A 15,181-nucleotide genomic window follows, 5' to 3' on the forward strand; every position below is an offset into this window, starting at 1 on the left:
GAGAATGGTATTTTACGATGCAGACGGCGAGAAGCGCTCGATGAGCTCGCGTTCCAGCGCCTGCAGTTTCGGCAGCTCTTCCTTGCGGCGCTGCTGGCCTTCGTTCGAGATCTGCTCGAGCTTGTCGAAGGCGGTAATGAGCTGCGTCTGGACGTGCTGGGCGGTTTCCAGGCTGACCAGGGAACGCTGCTTGGCGCGCGCCACGGTCTCGGTATTTTCCAGCAGCATGTCGGCCTGGGCGCGGAAAGCCGCGTCGGTGGCGTCGTAGGCGGCATTCGCCACCGCCGCGCTCTGCTTGGCTTCGAGTTGCAGCAAGTACAGCGAGAAGACGTTGCGCCAGGCCGGAATCGACACATTGACGATGTCGGTGAACGTGTCCGTCAGCGCCCGGGCATTGTCCTGCGACAGGCGGATTTGCGGGACCATTTGCGTGGCCATCAGCATGGCCCGGCGCAGATCGTCGATGCGCTTTTCGAGACGCTCGAGTCGGCGCTTGAGTTCAGTCGACTGCTGCGCCTCGAAGGCATTGCTTGGGGCCGTCTGCTGCGCGACCGCCTGCCGGAGTTTCTCGGCCCAGGCTTCGCCCTTCTTCACATCGGCGTCCAGTCCCTGGTAATAGATTTCCAGGCCCTTGAACATCTCGTCGAAATCCTGGATGCGGCCGCGGTGCACGCCAGCATGACGCGTCATTTCCGACACCAGCGTGTCCATCCGCGATTCGACCACCTGGTACTGCGACAGCATCTTTTCCTTGACCGAGCCGAACATGTTCGTGACGCGCGAGAGCAAGCCGCCCGAACGCAGCTTGGCCGGGTCCAGGCCCTTGGAGGTGGCGATCAGTTCGTTCAGCTGCGTGCCGAACACATCCGCGTCCGAAGCGCGCACGGTGCCGAGCAGCTTGGCCGACACCTTCGCCACGGCCGCGCCGGTGTTGCCGCCCAGGGTCTCGATGGCCTTGTCGTCGATACCGGAGATATCGGCACGGACCAGGGGAGCCGCGCTCGCTTCAGGACGCGCTGCCGGCAGCATGTCCGGCGTCAAGGCAGGGTCGAGCAGCGGCGCCATGGCAGGCGCGGGCGCCACAGGCTTCGTGGATGCTGCGTTCGCTTCTTCGTCGGAGGAGAACAGCGGTTTCATGAGATTCTTTCAGGTTGAAGTATCAAAAGCTTACCACTGAACAATCTTTCTGAGCGAGTAAGACATCGCCGCCACGGCTGATTTTGACAAGGCCGCGTGACCTGCGTTCAGTATAACCAATCCCACATCGCCATTTCATGTGAACCGGAAGGTGCAGCCACCGCCGCACAGCCGATGCGCCCACGGAAGCAGGATGCACCGGCAACAACGCCACCGCGGGGGTGGCGTTTTTTATGCTTACTTGGTGACGACCTTCAACTGCTTAACCTCGAAGCTCGATTCGCCAAAGGTCTCCTTGTCGAATTCCCCGGTCAGTTCGACCAGCGTGTTGTGGTCGACGGTCACGCCCGCCGGGAAATGCTCGGCCTCGATTTCGACGGAGATCTTGCCGCTGGCGTCGGCAAATTCATAGTCGTCGCCGCCCTTGTGGCTGACCAGCTTGCCCTGGAGGCGCGCGTACTGGTCGTCCTTGCCCTTGTCCAGCAAGTCCTTCGCCTTCATCAGCGGCACGCTGGTCGGGCCGGTATAGCCGGCCGGGGCCGCCTTGTTCGACGGTCCCGTGTAGGCGCCGGTCTGGGCGAGGGCGAAGCTCGATGCGATCAAGAGGGTCGTGATGCCGGAGATCTGGAGGATGCGTTTCATGGTCGGTCCTTTGTCGTGATGGGTGGATGTCCGCGCGGTTGACCGCAGGTACAGACGCATTACACCTCCCGGACATTAACCCGATCTTAAGGCCAGTCGAGCGTTACTCCCAGCCCGCGCCCATCGAGTCCGGGACCGAAGGCAAGCGCGATACCGTGCAGGTCGGCGATGCGCTGGACGATCGACAGGCCCAGTCCGCTGCCGCCCTCTTCCTGCCCCAGCACCCGGAAAAAACGTTCGGTCAGGCGCTCGCGGCTGGCGGCGTCCACGCCGGGGCCATCGTCGCGCACGGCGATCCGGTCGTGGCCGGCATGGCGGCGCGCTTCCAGCACGACCCGGCTGCCCGCGGGACAGTAGCGCAAGGCATTGCCGAGCAGGTTGCGCAGCATGATGCCGAGCATCTGCGGGTCGGCCCGCAGCTCACCCAGCTCGCAGTGAAGGGACAGGGCGATGCCGCGCTGCGCCGCCTCAGCGGCATATTCATCCTGCAATCGCGCGAACAGGGGCTGCAGCGCCACCGTTTGACTGCCCAGCTGGGCGCGCGCCAGCGGATCGAGGCGCGCCAGCGTGAGCAGGCTGTCGACCAGCGCCGTCAGGCGGCCGATGTCCTGGCGCAGCTTCTGGAAGGGCTCGGCCAGTGCGGGGTGCTGGCGCTGCAGCAGCTGCACATGCATGTGCAGGCCGGCCAGGGGCGTACGCAGTTCGTGGGCGGCGTCGGCAGTAAAGCGGCGTTCGGCCTGCAGCGCCGTGTCCAGGCGCCCCAGGACATCGTTCAGGGCGCCGACGATGGGCAGCAATTCGCGCGGCTGCCCGAGCGTCTCGACCCGGGCCAGGTCGTCCGGGGTCTTGGCGCCGATCGCCGCCGCCGTGCGGCGCAGCGGTTTCAAAACGTGTCCGATCAGCCACCAGCACACCAGCGCCAGCAGCAGCAGGAAGCCCAGCGCCGGCAGCCACAGCACTTCGGCCAGCTCTTCCAGGATCTCGAAGCGCTTATCGGCTTGCTGGCCGACCTGCACTTCGAAGCGGCGCGCCTCGTCGCGCACGACGAACACGCGCCAGCGCTCGCCCTCCACGTCGAGATCAACAAAGCCATGCTCGTCGTCGAAGCCGCTCACGAAGGGATCTGCCGGCGCGCCGCTACTGCGCTGCAGCACCCGGCCGGCGGCCACGACCTGGTATTGCATGTCGACCTTGCGCACCTCGTCGCCCCCGGGCGGCGGCAGCGGCGCCAGCAGGCCGCGCGTGTCGAGGTCGGTAGTGGCGGCCATCAGCATGTAGGCCGATTCTTCCAGGGCATCGTCGAAGACCTCGCCCGTTTCCTGCCAGGCGATCACGGTCAGCGTTCCCAGGCTGCCCAGCCACAGCACCGTGCTGGCGGCGAGGATGGCGGCCAGCAGGCGCCGCCGCAGCGACCAGGGCGCCGCCTCAGGGCGCTGCATCTTCTCTCAAACGGTAGCCGAGGCCGCGCACGGTGACGATGCTGTCGCTGCCGAACTTCTTGCGCAGGTTATGGATATATACCTCGATGGCATTGCTTTCGACCTCTTCGCCCCAGCCATACAGACTTTCCTCGATCTGGCTGCGGGTGACGATGCCGTTCTTGCGCAGTAATAAAGCGTAGAGCACGTGGTATTCGCGGGCGGTGAGCGCCACCGGCGCGCCATGCAGGCTGGCCTGGCGCGTCTCCACGTCCAGCGCGATGCCGGCGTGCTGGAGCGCATTGCTGGCCTGGCTGGCGCCGCGCCGCACGGCGGCCCGGATGCGCGCCGACATCTCTTCGAGTTCAAACGGCTTGACCAGGTAGTCGTCGGCGCCCAGGTCCAGCCCTTCGACCCGGTCGGCCAGCGCATTGAAGGCGGTGATCAGGATCACCGGCACCGTATTGCCGGCCTTGCGCAGTTCAGCCAGCAGGGCGTCGCCCGACAGGCCGGGCAAGCCGCGGTCGAGCAGCACGCAGTCGTAATGGTGGGTCAGCAAGGCGCTCTGGGCCGAATCGCCGCGGCGCACCCAGTCGACCGCGTGCTGGTCCAGGCGCAGCCAGGCGAGGATGGTTTCGCCAAGGGAGGTGTCGTCTTCGACCAGAAGGATGCGCATTTTTTTATGTCCGGACAGGGGCGGTCAGAAGCCGCCAGTCTGCACCGGCAAAATGAAGCGCATCTTAAAGTCAGGCCTTTTTCAGCGCACCGGCCTTGTGCGCCGCTTCCGCCCCGGTATTGTCGCTGACAACGAGGTATTCGGGATTGTCCTTCGAAGCGGCGACGTGGTGGCCCTTGATCTCGGTGGGCGCGGTGAGTTTCTTCTTGACCGTGCCGTGGACCGTGCCTTGCGGCGAATGCCATTGCACCTTGTCGCCGGCCTTGAATGTGTCCGTCATGCTGCTCTCCTTGAAAAAGGCCGGCGCCTTACCACATCAAATCGTCCGGAATCTTGAAGGCTGCGTACGGATCGTCCTCCGCAAGCGCGGCCTCGTTCTTCTTCACGCGCACCACCAGCGCGGCATCGCGTTCGGCGATCTTGTCGGCAATGATGCGCGGCACCAGCTCGGTCTTGTCGCCCAGGCGCACGATGACCAGGCGCCCGGCCATCAGGTGCTCCTGCACCGCGTTCGAGACGTGGATGCGCTCGATTTTCGTGCCGTGCGTGAAGTTATAGGGAACATCGCCATTGCCCTTGCTCTGGCGGTTCTTCTGCACCAGGTCCACGATCTGCGCCATGATCGCCTTCTGCCGGGCGGCGGCGTCGCGCTGGGCGTTCAGTTCGCGCGCACGTTCGGCGTTCTTGCGCTGCAGCTCGGCGGCGGCCAGCTTGGCCTCGTCGACGCTCTCGGTGCCGGTGCGGCGGTCGATCTTCTGCTGTTTGGTCTTGTCCTGCTGAAGCTGTTTTGCCTTGTTCTTGTTCACCAGGCCGGCTTTGAGGAATTGGTCCTGCAACGATGCCATTGTCGGCGCTCCATAATAGTAAGGGCGCCGGAAGTGGCCGGCGCTGATCATCCGAAGCATAGCAAGGCGCGGCACGGCCTGCCAGCGCCGGGCCACATTCTCTTTCAGTTGCGCGGCGGCGGCAGCGGCAAGCCGTCGGCAATCGCCAGCGTGGTCAGCGCGCCTTCCAGCACCATCCGCGCCTGGCCCGCCGCCAGTTCGAGCTGGGCGTGCAGGCGGGCGTCTTCGGGATTGCGGTTGGCGCACTGGGCGCTGTAGCGCTCGAAGCTGCCGACCATCAAGAGCAGTTCGGTCAGGTGGCGCGGGCATTCGCAGGTGATGCGGGTGCCCGCGGCCGCGATGGTGGCCAGCGCCTCTTCGTCGAAACGGGGCGGCGCAACCGTCGCTGCCGTTGCTTCCTGCATCGGCAGGCGCTGCCCGGCCAGGGCCGAGCGGCACAGCAACGCCAGTTCGCCGAGATCGGCCAGCACGCGCGCCACCAGGCAGCCCATCGAACGCAGTGCGCGGATGGTGGCGCTGGGGCAGAAGCGGTACAGCACGACGGTGGCCGCGACACCGGCCGCCTCGCGCGCGGCCGCCAGCAGCGGCAAGGCGTTGTCGTCAAGTTCCGACACTTCGACCACCAGCACCTGAGCCCCGCTCGGCGTGGCCAACTCGCTCACCTGCTCGAGCCGGGCGCAGCTGGCGCGCACGTCCAGTCCCAGTCCCTGGCGCTCGGCCTCCACGCGCCGCCCCAGGCTCGGCCCCACCAGCATGATCCGCACCGGCGCGCCGGATGCACGGGCGTCGCCCGCACCGGCCGCCAGCATGGCCTGCAGCTGTTCGCGCGCCAGGCCCGCCAGCACCCCGATCGCATGACCCTGGTCGACCAGTTGTTTCAACAAACCCAGCCGCGCGACCTGCTCGGCCGAGTAGAGGCGCTGTCCGTGCTCGGAGCGCTCGGCGTCCGACAGGCTGTAGCGGCGCTCCCAGATGCGCAGGGTTTCCACCGGCAGCCCAGCCAGCCTGGCGGCCGCGCCACTGCGGTACATGATGCGGTCCTGCTCGGTTTTTAGTGGTGAGTTCACGGCTTATGTCCCTGTATTGTCCCGTCGATGTCCAATTATATAGCGACAAACCTTAGACAGCGCAAGCTATTACGCCTAAATTACGCTCATACCGGTTCAATACTGAACCGGCCTACCACTGCCAGGAGTCTCACATGAAAAAAATCTTGTTCGCACTTCCCCTCGCCTTCGCCATCGGTTCGTCCCAGGCCGCCGACATCGTCGACACTGCCAAAGCGGCCGGCAGTTTCAATACGCTGATCGCCGCCGTGCAAGCCGCCGGCCTGGTCGATACGCTCAAGGGCCCGGGCCCGTTCACGGTGTTCGCGCCGACCGATGCCGCCTTCGCCAAAATTCCAAAGGCCAAGCTCGATGCCCTGCTGAAGGACAAGGCCGCGCTGACCAAGGTCCTCACTTACCACGTCGTGCCGGGCTCGGTGATGGCTGCCGACGTCAAACCGGGCATGGTGAAGACCGTTGAAGGCAGTTCGTTCAAGGTCAGCACCAAGGGCAGCACGGTCATGGTCGACAAGGCGCAAGTCGTCAAAACCGACATCGCGGCCGATAACGGCGTGATCCACGTTATCGATTCGGTAATTATGCCGAAGTAACCCGATGCGGGTTGCACGCGCTGTGCAACTGACTTAGGCTCTTTGAACGCTGCCGCTCCGCATTCCGCGGGCGGTGGCGTTTTCCATTTGCTTGGGCCACTACTTTTTTCACACTTGATTCCACGAGGTTCGCATGCCGCATCTTGGCCTGGTCTGCATTACCGTTTCAAAAGACATCCGCTATCGCACCGTCACGCGCACGCGCCTGCATGCGCAATCGCCCGAGGCCCAGGCAAAGATCCTGGGAGACATCTACCGCGATAATCTCCAGACGTTCGACGGCGCCCTGCGCTATTGCGTCCAGAACGGCATTTCGCTGTACCGCATGCCGTCCTCGATCTTTCCCTTCGCCGATACGCCGGAAGGCCTGGCAATCCTGCGCACACTGTCCACCAGCCTGGAACGCTCGGGCAAGCGCGCCCTGGAAGCCGGCATCCGCCTGGTGATGCATCCGGACCAGTTCGTCGTGCTCAGCTCCGATTCGCCCCAAGTGGTCGCCAACAGCATCACGATCCTGCAGATGCACGCCGACATCATGGATTTGCTGGCCCAGCCGCGCTCGCCCTGGGCCCTGCTCGAAATCCACGGCGGCAAGTCAGACCGGGCCGATGCACTCGTCAGGTGCATCACCACCCTGCCCGACGCGATCCGCTGCCGGCTGGGCCTGGAGAACGACGAGTACTCGTACAGCGCGGAAGAAATCCACGCCATCTGCCTGCGCAGCGGCGTGCCGATGGTGTTCGACGCCCACCACCATATCGTCCATGAAGACCTGGCCAGCTACGATGATCCGAGTGTCGAAGAAATGCTGCGCAAGGCCCGTGCAACCTGGGCCGAGCCTGCCCATCAGCTGGTGCATATCTCGAACGGGCGCAGCGGTTTCAATGACCGCCAGCATGCCGATTTGATCGATACGATGCCCGCCTGTTACGCCGCTGCGCCGTGGATCGAGATCGAAGCGAAGTCCAAGGAAGAGGCCATCGGTGGACTGCAAGACTGGTTAAAATCGTTAAATAAACCACTTCCGAACATCACACAGTTATAATTTTTGCACCAAATTGGTGCGAAATGTAATTACATGTCGAGTTTTTGTCGAATTTTGTCGAAAATTCTTACATGTCTTCATCAAAATTTTCACTGAGAAAATATTCTCCTTGGAAATCAACCACATAGTTTTCTGGCACGCAAAATGCATGTGGCCCGTTGTCGGTGAGCTAATTGCCGCGAAATATTGAGGTAGCGCAAAACACGAATTAAAAGCGCTGCCACAACGTCTAAAACTTTGGAGGGCGGATCAGATGATGAAGAAAGCACTTGTTGCACTGGCAATTTCCAGCATGGCCTTGTCGGCACAGGCCGGCGACGTGATGTTGCAGGAAGGTTTTGACAATGTATTCAGCTTGCCAGGCAAGGGTTGGGTATTCACGAATGCCAGCACCACCGGCGGCGCGACCGATGGCTGGACCCAGGGCACGACGGCGGCCTTCAGCGCCCAGCAGGGCGACTCCACCAGTTTCGCCGGCGCCAATTACAGCAGCGCCGCTGCCGGCGGTACGCTCAATGCCTTGCTCATTACGCCAGAGTTCACGACGACCTGGGGCAACACTATTTCGTTCTGGCTGCGTGGCGCTGCCGACGACACCTACAGCGACCAGATCGCCTTCGGCATCAGCCAGGGCGGCACCGCGCTGAGCGACTTCACCTTCCAGTCCGCCTTCGTCGTCCCACAGGGCGAATGGACCGAATACATCTATAACGTCGCCTTCCGCGAAGGCACGGCCCGTTTCGCATTCCAGTACACGGGCGCGGCTGATATGTCGAATTACGTCGGCCTGGACAGCCTGGTCATCTCCGACGTTCCGGAACCGTCGACCATGGCGATCCTGCTCGCCGGCGCAATGGGCCTGGCAATGTCCCGCCGCCGCAAGCGCAGCTGATCAAGACACGTTTTCGCAAGCCAGAGCGCATAGCGCTCCGTATATCCAATACCAGGAGATAGTCATGTCCCAGAAACATCAGTCCGGCCAGCGCCTGCTGCGCGCCGCCGGCATTACCCTGGCCCTGCTGGGCCTCGTCAGCCAGAGCGCCGTCGCCCAGGAGGCGCCAGCACCGTCTAACGATTCGCTGACCGTGGTGCGCGATGCCGAAACCGGCAAACTGCGCAATGCTACTGCTGCCGAGCACGCCGCGTTGCAAGCGCAAGCGTCGAGCAAGATGCGCGCAGCGCGCGTCGCGCCGGCACAGGCCCCACAGGAGAAGTTCCACGCCAAGGGCGCCCGTGGCGTGCGTTTGACCGACGAAGCCATCAGCTCATCCGTCGCAGTGCGCAACCCCGATGGCAGCATCGGAATGCAGTGCTTTGAATCGCACGGCGCGGCCAATTCGGCCGTCGCAGCCGGTCACGTCCACAACACCAAGGTTGAAACGGAGTAAACATGCGCACCACTCAATTTTCGCGTACCGCCGTGCGCTCGCTGATCGCTGCCGCCTGTGCCCTGACCTGCCTGGCTGCAGAAGCGGCCACCATCAAGATCCAGAGCCGTGACCCTGCCGGCTACGGCTTCGACGACAAGACCCCGGTTCAGCCAGTGGGCGGCAACATGGGCACCACGCTTGGCGAACAGCGCATGATCGTGTACCGCCACGTTGCCGACATCTGGGAAAAGAACCTCAACAGCGATATCGAAATCGTCGTCTCGGCCGGCTGGGAAAACCTGACCTGCACCGCGAACTCGGCCACCCTCGGCAGCGCCGGCGCCTGGAACATCTGGCGCGACTTCCCGAACGCCAAACCAGGCACCTGGTATCCACAGGCGCTGGCCAACAAGCTTGCTGGCGAAAACCTGAGCGCCGGTCAGCCGGATGACGGCTCCGGCTTCGGCAACGTCGACATCAAGACCCAGTTCAATGCCCGCCTCGGTCAACCGGATTGCCTCGCCGGATCGACGTTCTATCTCGGACTGGACGGCAATGCCGGCAGCAACGTGAACTTTGCGGCGACCCTGCTGCATGAACTGGGCCACGGCCTGGGTTTCTCGGTACTGACCGTCAGCACCTCGACGGGTAACCGCTTGTATTCCGGCCTGCCGAGCATCTGGGAAGGCTTTATGTACGACAATACGGCCCAGAAGAGCTGGCTGGAGATGACCGCTGCCGAGCGCCGCGCCTCGGCGATCAACCCGCTGCAACTGGCATGGACCGGCAAGAACGCGGTTGCCGGCGCCGCCATGCTGCGCAACCTGCCAGTCGTGAAAACCAGCAGCCCGGCTGAACTGCTGCCGACAATCACCTACAACGCGTCGGCCTTTGGTCCTGCGGTGCCAGCGACCGGCAACCTCGGCACCCTGGCGAACATCGTTGACCAGGCTGGTCAAACCGGTCCTGGCTGCGAGCCGTTCAATGCAGCCAATACCGCTGCTGTCAAAGGCAAAGTTGCGCTCATCAGCCGCGGTGTTTGTGGCTTCGCCGTCAAGGTGAAGAATGCGCAAAACGCCGGCGCAGTGGGTGCGGTACTGGTCAATAACGTGGCCGGCGCCATTGCCCCAGGCGGCTCGGATCCGACCGTGACGATCCCGTCGATCGGCGTCTCGCTGGCAGACGGCACGCGCCTGAAGGCAGCCGTCGAGAAGGCCAAGCCATACGGCACGCGCAGCGCGCCTGGTACGGTGCTCGCCACGCTGATGGTCGATCCGAACAAGAAGGCTGGCGCCGACATGGCTGGCCGTCCGCTGCTGTACACGCCGAACCCGCTGATCGGCGGTTCGTCGGTCTCGCACTGGGACGTGTCGGCTTCGCCGAACCTGCTGATGGAACCAAACATCAGCGCCGACCTGACCCTGGAAGTGGTGCCGCCGAAAGACCTGACGCTGCCACTGTTCAAGGATCTGGGCTGGTAATCGACAGCATCGGGTAGGCAATACTTTGAGCCGGGCGGATGACGCAAGTCACCGCCCGGTTTTTTATTGCGCGCGCTCCTCAGCCGCTGCGCTTGACGATCACCGCCTCCAGGTATTCCGACGGCACCACCATCGAGGCATTGCCGGCGATGTTGTAACGATCGAGCAGCGCCAGGATCTCTTGCTCGAGCAGGGCCTGGCCATGGCTGTCGAGCGCACCGAAGGCCTTGTTCACCGGACCGTAAAAGTCGCGGAACACCTGCAGCCAGTGGGCGCCGGACTTGTAGCGGAAATAAAAGTTGCGGCGCGTGGTGCGGATGTCGCTCGACGCGTCGCCGAACAATTCGCCCAGGTAGGCCTCGGTTCCCCACAACGAGGGCGACATCAGGCCCGCCGGCGGCGGCACCGCCTTGCCGATCACCTTGAACAATTGGCCGATGAAACTTTCGGGTGTCCAGCTTGCCAGGCCGATGCGTCCGCCCTGGCGCACCACGCGCAGCAGTTCGCCGGCGCAGCGGCCATGGTCGGGCGCGAACATTACGCCGAAAGTCGACAGGGCGACGTCGAAACTGCCGTCCGCGAAGGGCAGGTTCTCGGCGTCGGCCTCGCGAAATTCGATGTCCAGCCCCTCGGCGGCGGCGCGGGCACGGCCTTTTTCCAGCAGGGCCGGCACATAGTCGGTCGAGGTCACGCGCGCCATCCGGTGCGCCGCCGCCAGCGAGGCGTTGCCGTTGCCGGCGGCGACGTCGAGGACGGTCTCGCCGGCGCGGATGTCGGCCATCTCGGCCAGCGTCTCGCCGACGATCTGCAAGGTCACGCCAACGATGGCGAAGTCGCCGCTGGCCCAGGCCGCCTGCTGGCGCGCCTTGATCGCGGCATAGTCCGGCTGCGCCGCGCTGCGCGCGCTGGCTGCGGCCGGGCCCGATTGCGTTGTTTTGTCCATGGTGTCATCCTTCCAAATACAGGATTGAAGATTCGAGCATCCCAGACTTTGAGTATGGTGCGTGCGGCCGCAGTCCGCTTGACCGGGCGTCGGCGCGCTTTGCCCGCGCATCCTGAACAAGATGCAGACCGACACCCTCTCCGATGTGCTGCGCTCGGTACGCCTGCGCGGCGCCGTCTTTTACCAGATCAGTTTCCCGGCGATCTGGTCGGTCGAGGCGCCGCCGATGCGCGAGCTTGGCCGCCTGCTGTTTCCCGACGCCGAGCACGTGATGGAATACCATGTGCTGACCAGGGGCGACGGCTGGGCCCGCGTCGCCGGCATGGCGCCGGTACGCATGCGCACGGGCGACGTCGTCATCCTGCCCCATGGCGACGCCCACGTGCTCTCGAGCGACCCGGCCCAGCAGCCGGCGCGGATCGATCCGGCCTGGGTGGCGCACACGCGCGACGCGCCGAAACCGATCCCCATCGTATTCCATTCGCAGTACGAATTTTCCTGGGGCGAACACGCGCCGGCGGGCGACACGGAACTGGTCTGCGGGTTCCTGTCCTGCGACCGTCACCCCTTCAATCCCCTGCTCGATGCCCTGCCGCGCCTGCTGCACCTGCCGGCCTCGTCCAGCGCGGCCGCGCACGGCGAACTGGGCCAGCTGGCCCTGCGCGCCGACCGCGGCCAACCGGGCGCCGCCGCCCTGCTCGAGCGCGCCAGCGAAACCATGTTCATCGACGCCTTGCGCCGTTACCTGGAGTGCCTGCCGGCCGGCAGCACCGGCTGGCTCGCCGGCCTGCGCGACCACCAGATCGGACGCGCCCTGGCCCTCATCCACCGCGCCCCGGCCCGCCCCTGGACCATCGACGACCTGGCACGCGCTTCAAACCTCTCGCGCTCGAGCTTCTGCGCCCGCTTCCTGCGCCTGCTCGGCCAGCCGCCGATGCAATACCTGGCGCGCTGGCGCATGGAAGCGGCCGCCGGCCTGCTGCGCGGCGGCCGGGCTCCGGTGGCGTCGGTGGCGCTGGAAGTGGGCTACGAATCGGAAGCGGCCTTTGCCCGCGCCTTCAAGCGCGAAACCGGCACCTCGCCTGCGCGCTGGCGCCGCATGCAGCACGCGAGCTGACCGCTTCTGCGCTCAAAAACTATGGACGACCAAGCACTTCATGCTAAAATCGCCGCCTTGGCCTGGTAGCTCAGTTGGTAGAGCAGAGGATTGAAAATCCTTGTGTCGGTGGTTCGATTCCGCCCCGGGCCACCAAGAACATACTTTAACCAACGCCAATCCATCGTGATTGGCGTTGTCGTTTCTGGGGTTCGCCGTCCTCGTGTCCGGACTATTTCCGCTGGCACCGCCCCGAACATCTGCATCCATGACCGAAGTGGCGCTTCGGACCGACCATGCGGCGATTTCTGCCTTCACCTCAAATCAAGCGCTGGTCGCGCTGTATGAACGTTCCAACCCACCGACGCAGCCCGAACTGGTGGAATGTCCGAGCATAGTTGTGTCATTCAGGCCCAGCGTTTCGATCAGCGTAGCGAAGTCGTCGGCGTACGTACCCATGCCCTTACCGTCCCGGGCTGGAGCGATCGACCGTGGCCCCGCCGGTCATGACCCGATATTCCCCTGGTGCTTTTCAGCGTGAATCGAACAGGTAACGAATTGCGAATCCCGGTTCGCTTTTGCCTATCTGGAGGGATGCGGATGCAGTGCGTCCTCGCCGAGAAAAGCGCGGAACAACGCGGCCGCCCGCGCCGGCTGCTCCAGCGTCGGCAAGTGACCACATTGCGACATCAGTTCAAAGCGCGCTTGAGGCATCGCTTGCGCGAGCTGCTGCCCGCACGCCGGTGGTGCTATCGGATCTTCGTCACCCGACACGATCAGCGCCGGCATGCGCAGCTCGCCCAGCCTGGACCAGATATCGTCCCGGCTGCCCAGCGCACGCGCCTGCGCCGCGCCTGCCGGCGCGCCGACGCGGTGCGCCATGGCTTTGAAGGCGGCACTTGCTGCGTGATCAGCCGGGCGTACGACGATTCCTGCCAAAAACTCGACGATCGCGTCTGGCGTCGCTGCGAGTCCGGCTGCAAGATCGGGCCCGCCGGCGGCCGGGGCGCTGGCGTCGCAGCCCATCAGCCAGAGTGAGGAAACCCGTTCCGGCGCGGCGAGGGCAATGGCAAGCGCCAGATTGGCGCCGTAGGAGGTGCCGACCAGCGCAAACGTGCGCGGCGCGCGCGCAAGAATATCGGCGACGCTGTCGGACAGACTCGCTTGCGGCGACATCAAGACTTGCGGTTCGATGACGTCGCCAAGCGCGGCGATGACATCCCGGTACAGCATTTCGTCGCACAGCAAGGCAGGAATGAAGACCGTGGGCAGGCGTGGTGACATGGGTGGTCCATTAAGTAGAAGAAGTGGTATCGGCAAGCAGCAGATGCGCCTGGTTCAGTATTGTCAGTAGCTCCGGTGCCGGCCGGCCGGCCTTGCGCAGCGTGATGGTGCCGAGCACCAGCGCCAACAAGGCAGCGGCGCGCGTTTGCGCCAGCTCCGGGGTCAATCCGGCCCGCTCGAGCAAGCCAACGACCAGCGCACCGGTGCGGGCGACGTGATGCTGACCGAAGGCGGCCAGTGCCGCATCGTGCGGTGCAAGTTCCGTCACACAATTGACGAAGAAACAGCCACGGCGGCCCGCATCGACTCCTGCTATCGCCGCCAGTACGGCGTGGACTGCCTCGACGGGAGGCATGGACGACGCCATGGCCTCGAGCCTGGCAAATAGCTCATCGGCGTAGAGTTCGACCGCCGCCATCATCACGGCGTGCTTGGAACCGAAGCAGGCGTAAAAACTCGACCGGCTCAAGTGCATGGCAGCGGTCAGATCATCGAGAGAGGTGGCCAGGTACCCTTTTTCCCAAAACACTTCCAGTGCATCCCTGAGTGCTTCGGCAGGCACGAATTCGCGTGGGCGCCCCATCACCGGGGAGGAAGGCTGCGTGTGGCTGTGTGCTGATTGGCGTGGAGGTCTGGACATGGTTATAATTATAGATCAGTTAGTCCACATGTACGTTTGACCCCGAAGGGAATCCGCAATGACCACGCAATCCACGTTCGAACTGTATGCTTACTGGCGCACGTCGGCCACTTACCGGGTGCGCGTCGCCCTCAATCTGAAGGGGCTGACGGCGCACGAACGGATTGTCAATATCGATGCCGGGGAGCAGCGCGACGAGAAATTTTTGAAGATCAATCCACTTGGCGCGATCCCAGCTTTAGTCGAGACCGGACATGCGCCGCTGACGCAGTCGCTGGCAATCCTGGAATTTCTGGACGAATTCCAGCCAGCGCCGCCATTGCTGCCGCCGGACCTGCATGGGCGCGCCCGCGTCCGCTCAATCGCCGCAATGCTCGCTGCCGATACGCATCCGCTGATCACAGGGCGCGTCAAAAAATACTTGACTGCCAATACTGGAATGGACGACGCGGCCTGGCGTGCATGGCAGATCCAGTGGTTTGGAACCGGCTTGGCCGCGCTCGAGCAACGTCTTGCCACTGAGCCTCAGACCGGCGTGTTTTGTCATGGCGACACGCCGACGATGGCCGACATCTGTCTGGCCAGCATTGTGGAGATGGTGAGAATTTTTAAGATTACGATTCCGAATACGCCGACGATCGACCGCATCATGGCAGCCTGCGATGCGCATCCGGCGTTCATCGAAGCGACCCCGAGCCGTCAGGCAGGTGCTCCAGCCTGAGCACGCTGGCCAACTTGTCTTTTGCCGGTTTTCTGCATGATTCCCGGCGAAGGATGGGACGAGGGCCAAACCATCACGTTGGGAAGATACCTCGTCCCAGTAGCGGAACCTTGGTCCGGCAAACGATGGTGTAGCAGCAGGCGCCGCGCCAAGATTGAAAATCCTTGTGTCGGTGGTTCGATTCCGCCCCGGGCCACCAAGGACATGGTTCACGCAACGCCCACTC

17 protein-coding genes and 1 tRNA gene are annotated in these 15,181 nt (G+C 63.9%); 8 read left to right on the forward strand and 10 right to left on the reverse strand.

Features of this window, described 5'->3' with window-relative positions:
- Positions 1-12 precede the first annotated feature (12 nt).
- The 7 genes from NMB41_RS21475 to NMB41_RS21505 form a co-directional block, all read right to left on the reverse strand.
- Entirely contained in the window at positions 13-1,137 is a 1,125-nt protein-coding gene (locus tag NMB41_RS21475; RefSeq protein ID WP_494379803.1) for a toxic anion resistance protein, read from the reverse strand.
- A gap of 237 nt (positions 1,138-1,374) precedes the next feature.
- A complete protein-coding gene (locus NMB41_RS21480) occupies positions 1,375-1,779 on the reverse strand; it encodes a YgiW/YdeI family stress tolerance OB fold protein (protein WP_494379804.1) in 405 nt (134 codons plus the stop codon).
- Positions 1,780-1,865: 86 nt separating this feature from the next.
- On the reverse strand, positions 1,866-3,218 hold the full coding sequence (locus tag NMB41_RS21485) for an ATP-binding protein (RefSeq protein WP_494379805.1): 1,353 nt from the start codon (positions 3,216-3,218) through the stop codon (positions 1,866-1,868).
- The gene (locus tag NMB41_RS21490) at positions 3,205-3,873 is read right to left on the reverse strand and encodes a response regulator (protein ID WP_494379806.1); all 669 of its coding nucleotides are present in this window, start codon (positions 3,871-3,873) and stop codon (positions 3,205-3,207) included. Before NMB41_RS21490 ends, NMB41_RS21485 begins: the two co-directional genes overlap by 14 nt.
- A 70-nt stretch (positions 3,874-3,943) precedes the next feature.
- The gene (locus NMB41_RS21495) at positions 3,944-4,153 is read right to left on the reverse strand and encodes a hypervirulence associated TUDOR domain-containing protein (protein ID WP_494379807.1); all 210 of its coding nucleotides are present in this window, start codon (positions 4,151-4,153) and stop codon (positions 3,944-3,946) included.
- A gap of 28 nt (positions 4,154-4,181) precedes the next feature.
- On the reverse strand, positions 4,182-4,718 hold the full coding sequence (locus tag NMB41_RS21500) for a DUF2058 domain-containing protein (protein WP_494379808.1): 537 nt from the start codon (positions 4,716-4,718) through the stop codon (positions 4,182-4,184).
- Positions 4,719-4,822: 104 nt separating this feature from the next.
- Positions 4,823-5,785 (reverse strand): MerR family transcriptional regulator, encoded by a 963-nt coding sequence (locus NMB41_RS21505; protein WP_494379809.1) that lies wholly within the window; start codon positions 5,783-5,785, stop codon positions 4,823-4,825.
- Between the two features lie 134 nt (positions 5,786-5,919).
- Here NMB41_RS21505 and NMB41_RS21510 point away from each other — a divergent pair, with 134 nt between their 5' ends.
- From NMB41_RS21510 to NMB41_RS21530, 5 genes are all read left to right on the forward strand, one after another.
- On the forward strand, positions 5,920-6,375 hold the full coding sequence (locus NMB41_RS21510; RefSeq protein WP_494379810.1) for a fasciclin domain-containing protein: 456 nt from the start codon (positions 5,920-5,922) through the stop codon (positions 6,373-6,375).
- A gap of 133 nt (positions 6,376-6,508) precedes the next feature.
- Positions 6,509-7,420: a UV DNA damage repair endonuclease UvsE gene (uvsE, locus tag NMB41_RS21515; protein ID WP_494379811.1), complete on the forward strand. Its 912-nt coding sequence runs from the start codon at positions 6,509-6,511 to the stop codon at positions 7,418-7,420.
- Between the two features lie 256 nt (positions 7,421-7,676).
- Entirely contained in the window at positions 7,677-8,312 is a 636-nt protein-coding gene (locus NMB41_RS21520; RefSeq protein WP_494379812.1) for a choice-of-anchor J domain-containing protein, read from the forward strand.
- Between the two features lie 64 nt (positions 8,313-8,376).
- Entirely contained in the window at positions 8,377-8,808 is a 432-nt protein-coding gene (locus NMB41_RS21525) for a post-PEP-CTERM-1 domain-containing protein (RefSeq protein ID WP_494379813.1), read from the forward strand.
- Positions 8,809-8,810: 2 nt separating this feature from the next.
- Positions 8,811-10,271, forward strand: a complete 1,461-nt coding sequence (locus tag NMB41_RS21530; protein WP_494379814.1) for a PA domain-containing protein — start codon at positions 8,811-8,813, stop codon at positions 10,269-10,271.
- 79 nt (positions 10,272-10,350) lie between these two features.
- Here NMB41_RS21530 and NMB41_RS21535 read toward each other — a convergent pair whose 3' ends face one another.
- On the reverse strand, positions 10,351-11,214 hold the full coding sequence (locus NMB41_RS21535) for a class I SAM-dependent methyltransferase (RefSeq protein WP_494379815.1): 864 nt from the start codon (positions 11,212-11,214) through the stop codon (positions 10,351-10,353).
- Between the two features lie 121 nt (positions 11,215-11,335).
- Here NMB41_RS21535 and NMB41_RS21540 point away from each other — a divergent pair, with 121 nt between their 5' ends.
- Both NMB41_RS21540 and NMB41_RS21545 read left to right on the forward strand, forming a co-directional pair.
- Positions 11,336-12,331 carry an AraC family transcriptional regulator gene (locus tag NMB41_RS21540; protein ID WP_494379816.1) on the forward strand — a complete coding sequence of 332 codons (996 nt, stop codon included), beginning with the start codon at positions 11,336-11,338 and terminating at the stop codon, positions 12,329-12,331.
- Positions 12,332-12,390: 59 nt separating this feature from the next.
- Positions 12,391-12,466, forward strand: a tRNA-Phe gene (locus tag NMB41_RS21545).
- Positions 12,467-12,892: 426 nt separating this feature from the next.
- Here NMB41_RS21545 and NMB41_RS21550 read toward each other — a convergent pair.
- Complete coding sequence (locus NMB41_RS21550) at positions 12,893-13,594, reverse strand: alpha/beta fold hydrolase (protein WP_494379817.1); 702 nt, start codon at positions 13,592-13,594, stop codon at positions 12,893-12,895.
- A 10-nt stretch (positions 13,595-13,604) separates the two neighbouring features.
- A complete protein-coding gene (locus tag NMB41_RS21555) occupies positions 13,605-14,156 on the reverse strand; it encodes a TetR/AcrR family transcriptional regulator (protein ID WP_494379818.1) in 552 nt (183 codons plus the stop codon).
- A gap of 136 nt (positions 14,157-14,292) precedes the next feature.
- On the opposite strand from NMB41_RS21555, the gene maiA reads away from it, so the two are divergent.
- Positions 14,293-14,955, forward strand: coding sequence for a maleylacetoacetate isomerase (gene maiA, locus NMB41_RS21560; protein ID WP_494379819.1), 663 nt, complete (start codon positions 14,293-14,295; stop codon positions 14,953-14,955).
- Positions 14,956-15,181: the final 226 nt, after the last annotated feature.

This window comes from Massilia sp. FBCC-B171 (genome assembly GCF_059134155.1).

Excerpts from the sequence above, each read along its gene's own strand:
- NMB41_RS21475 (WP_494379803.1), bottom strand. The coding sequence starts at position 1,137 with ATGAAACCGCTGTTCTCCTCCGACGAAGAAGCGAACGCAGCATCCACG.
- NMB41_RS21480 (WP_494379804.1), bottom strand. The coding sequence starts at position 1,779 with ATGAAACGCATCCTCCAGATCTCCGGCATCACGACCCTCTTGATCGCA.
- NMB41_RS21485 (WP_494379805.1), bottom strand. The coding sequence starts at position 3,218 with ATGCAGCGCCCTGAGGCGGCGCCCTGGTCGCTGCGGCGGCGCCTGCTG.
- NMB41_RS21490 (WP_494379806.1), bottom strand. The coding sequence starts at position 3,873 with ATGCGCATCCTTCTGGTCGAAGACGACACCTCCCTTGGCGAAACCATC.
- NMB41_RS21495 (WP_494379807.1), bottom strand. The coding sequence starts at position 4,153 with ATGACGGACACATTCAAGGCCGGCGACAAGGTGCAATGGCATTCGCCG.
- NMB41_RS21500 (WP_494379808.1), bottom strand. The coding sequence starts at position 4,718 with ATGGCATCGTTGCAGGACCAATTCCTCAAAGCCGGCCTGGTGAACAAG.
- NMB41_RS21510 (WP_494379810.1), top strand. The coding sequence starts at position 5,920 with ATGAAAAAAATCTTGTTCGCACTTCCCCTCGCCTTCGCCATCGGTTCG.
- uvsE (WP_494379811.1), top strand. The coding sequence starts at position 6,509 with ATGCCGCATCTTGGCCTGGTCTGCATTACCGTTTCAAAAGACATCCGC.
- NMB41_RS21520 (WP_494379812.1), top strand. The coding sequence starts at position 7,677 with ATGAAGAAAGCACTTGTTGCACTGGCAATTTCCAGCATGGCCTTGTCG.
- NMB41_RS21525 (WP_494379813.1), top strand. The coding sequence starts at position 8,377 with ATGTCCCAGAAACATCAGTCCGGCCAGCGCCTGCTGCGCGCCGCCGGC.
- NMB41_RS21530 (WP_494379814.1), top strand. The coding sequence starts at position 8,811 with ATGCGCACCACTCAATTTTCGCGTACCGCCGTGCGCTCGCTGATCGCT.
- NMB41_RS21535 (WP_494379815.1), bottom strand. The coding sequence starts at position 11,214 with ATGGACAAAACAACGCAATCGGGCCCGGCCGCAGCCAGCGCGCGCAGC.
- NMB41_RS21540 (WP_494379816.1), top strand. The coding sequence starts at position 11,336 with ATGCAGACCGACACCCTCTCCGATGTGCTGCGCTCGGTACGCCTGCGC.
- NMB41_RS21550 (WP_494379817.1), bottom strand. The coding sequence starts at position 13,594 with ATGTCACCACGCCTGCCCACGGTCTTCATTCCTGCCTTGCTGTGCGAC.
- maiA (WP_494379819.1), top strand. The coding sequence starts at position 14,293 with ATGACCACGCAATCCACGTTCGAACTGTATGCTTACTGGCGCACGTCG.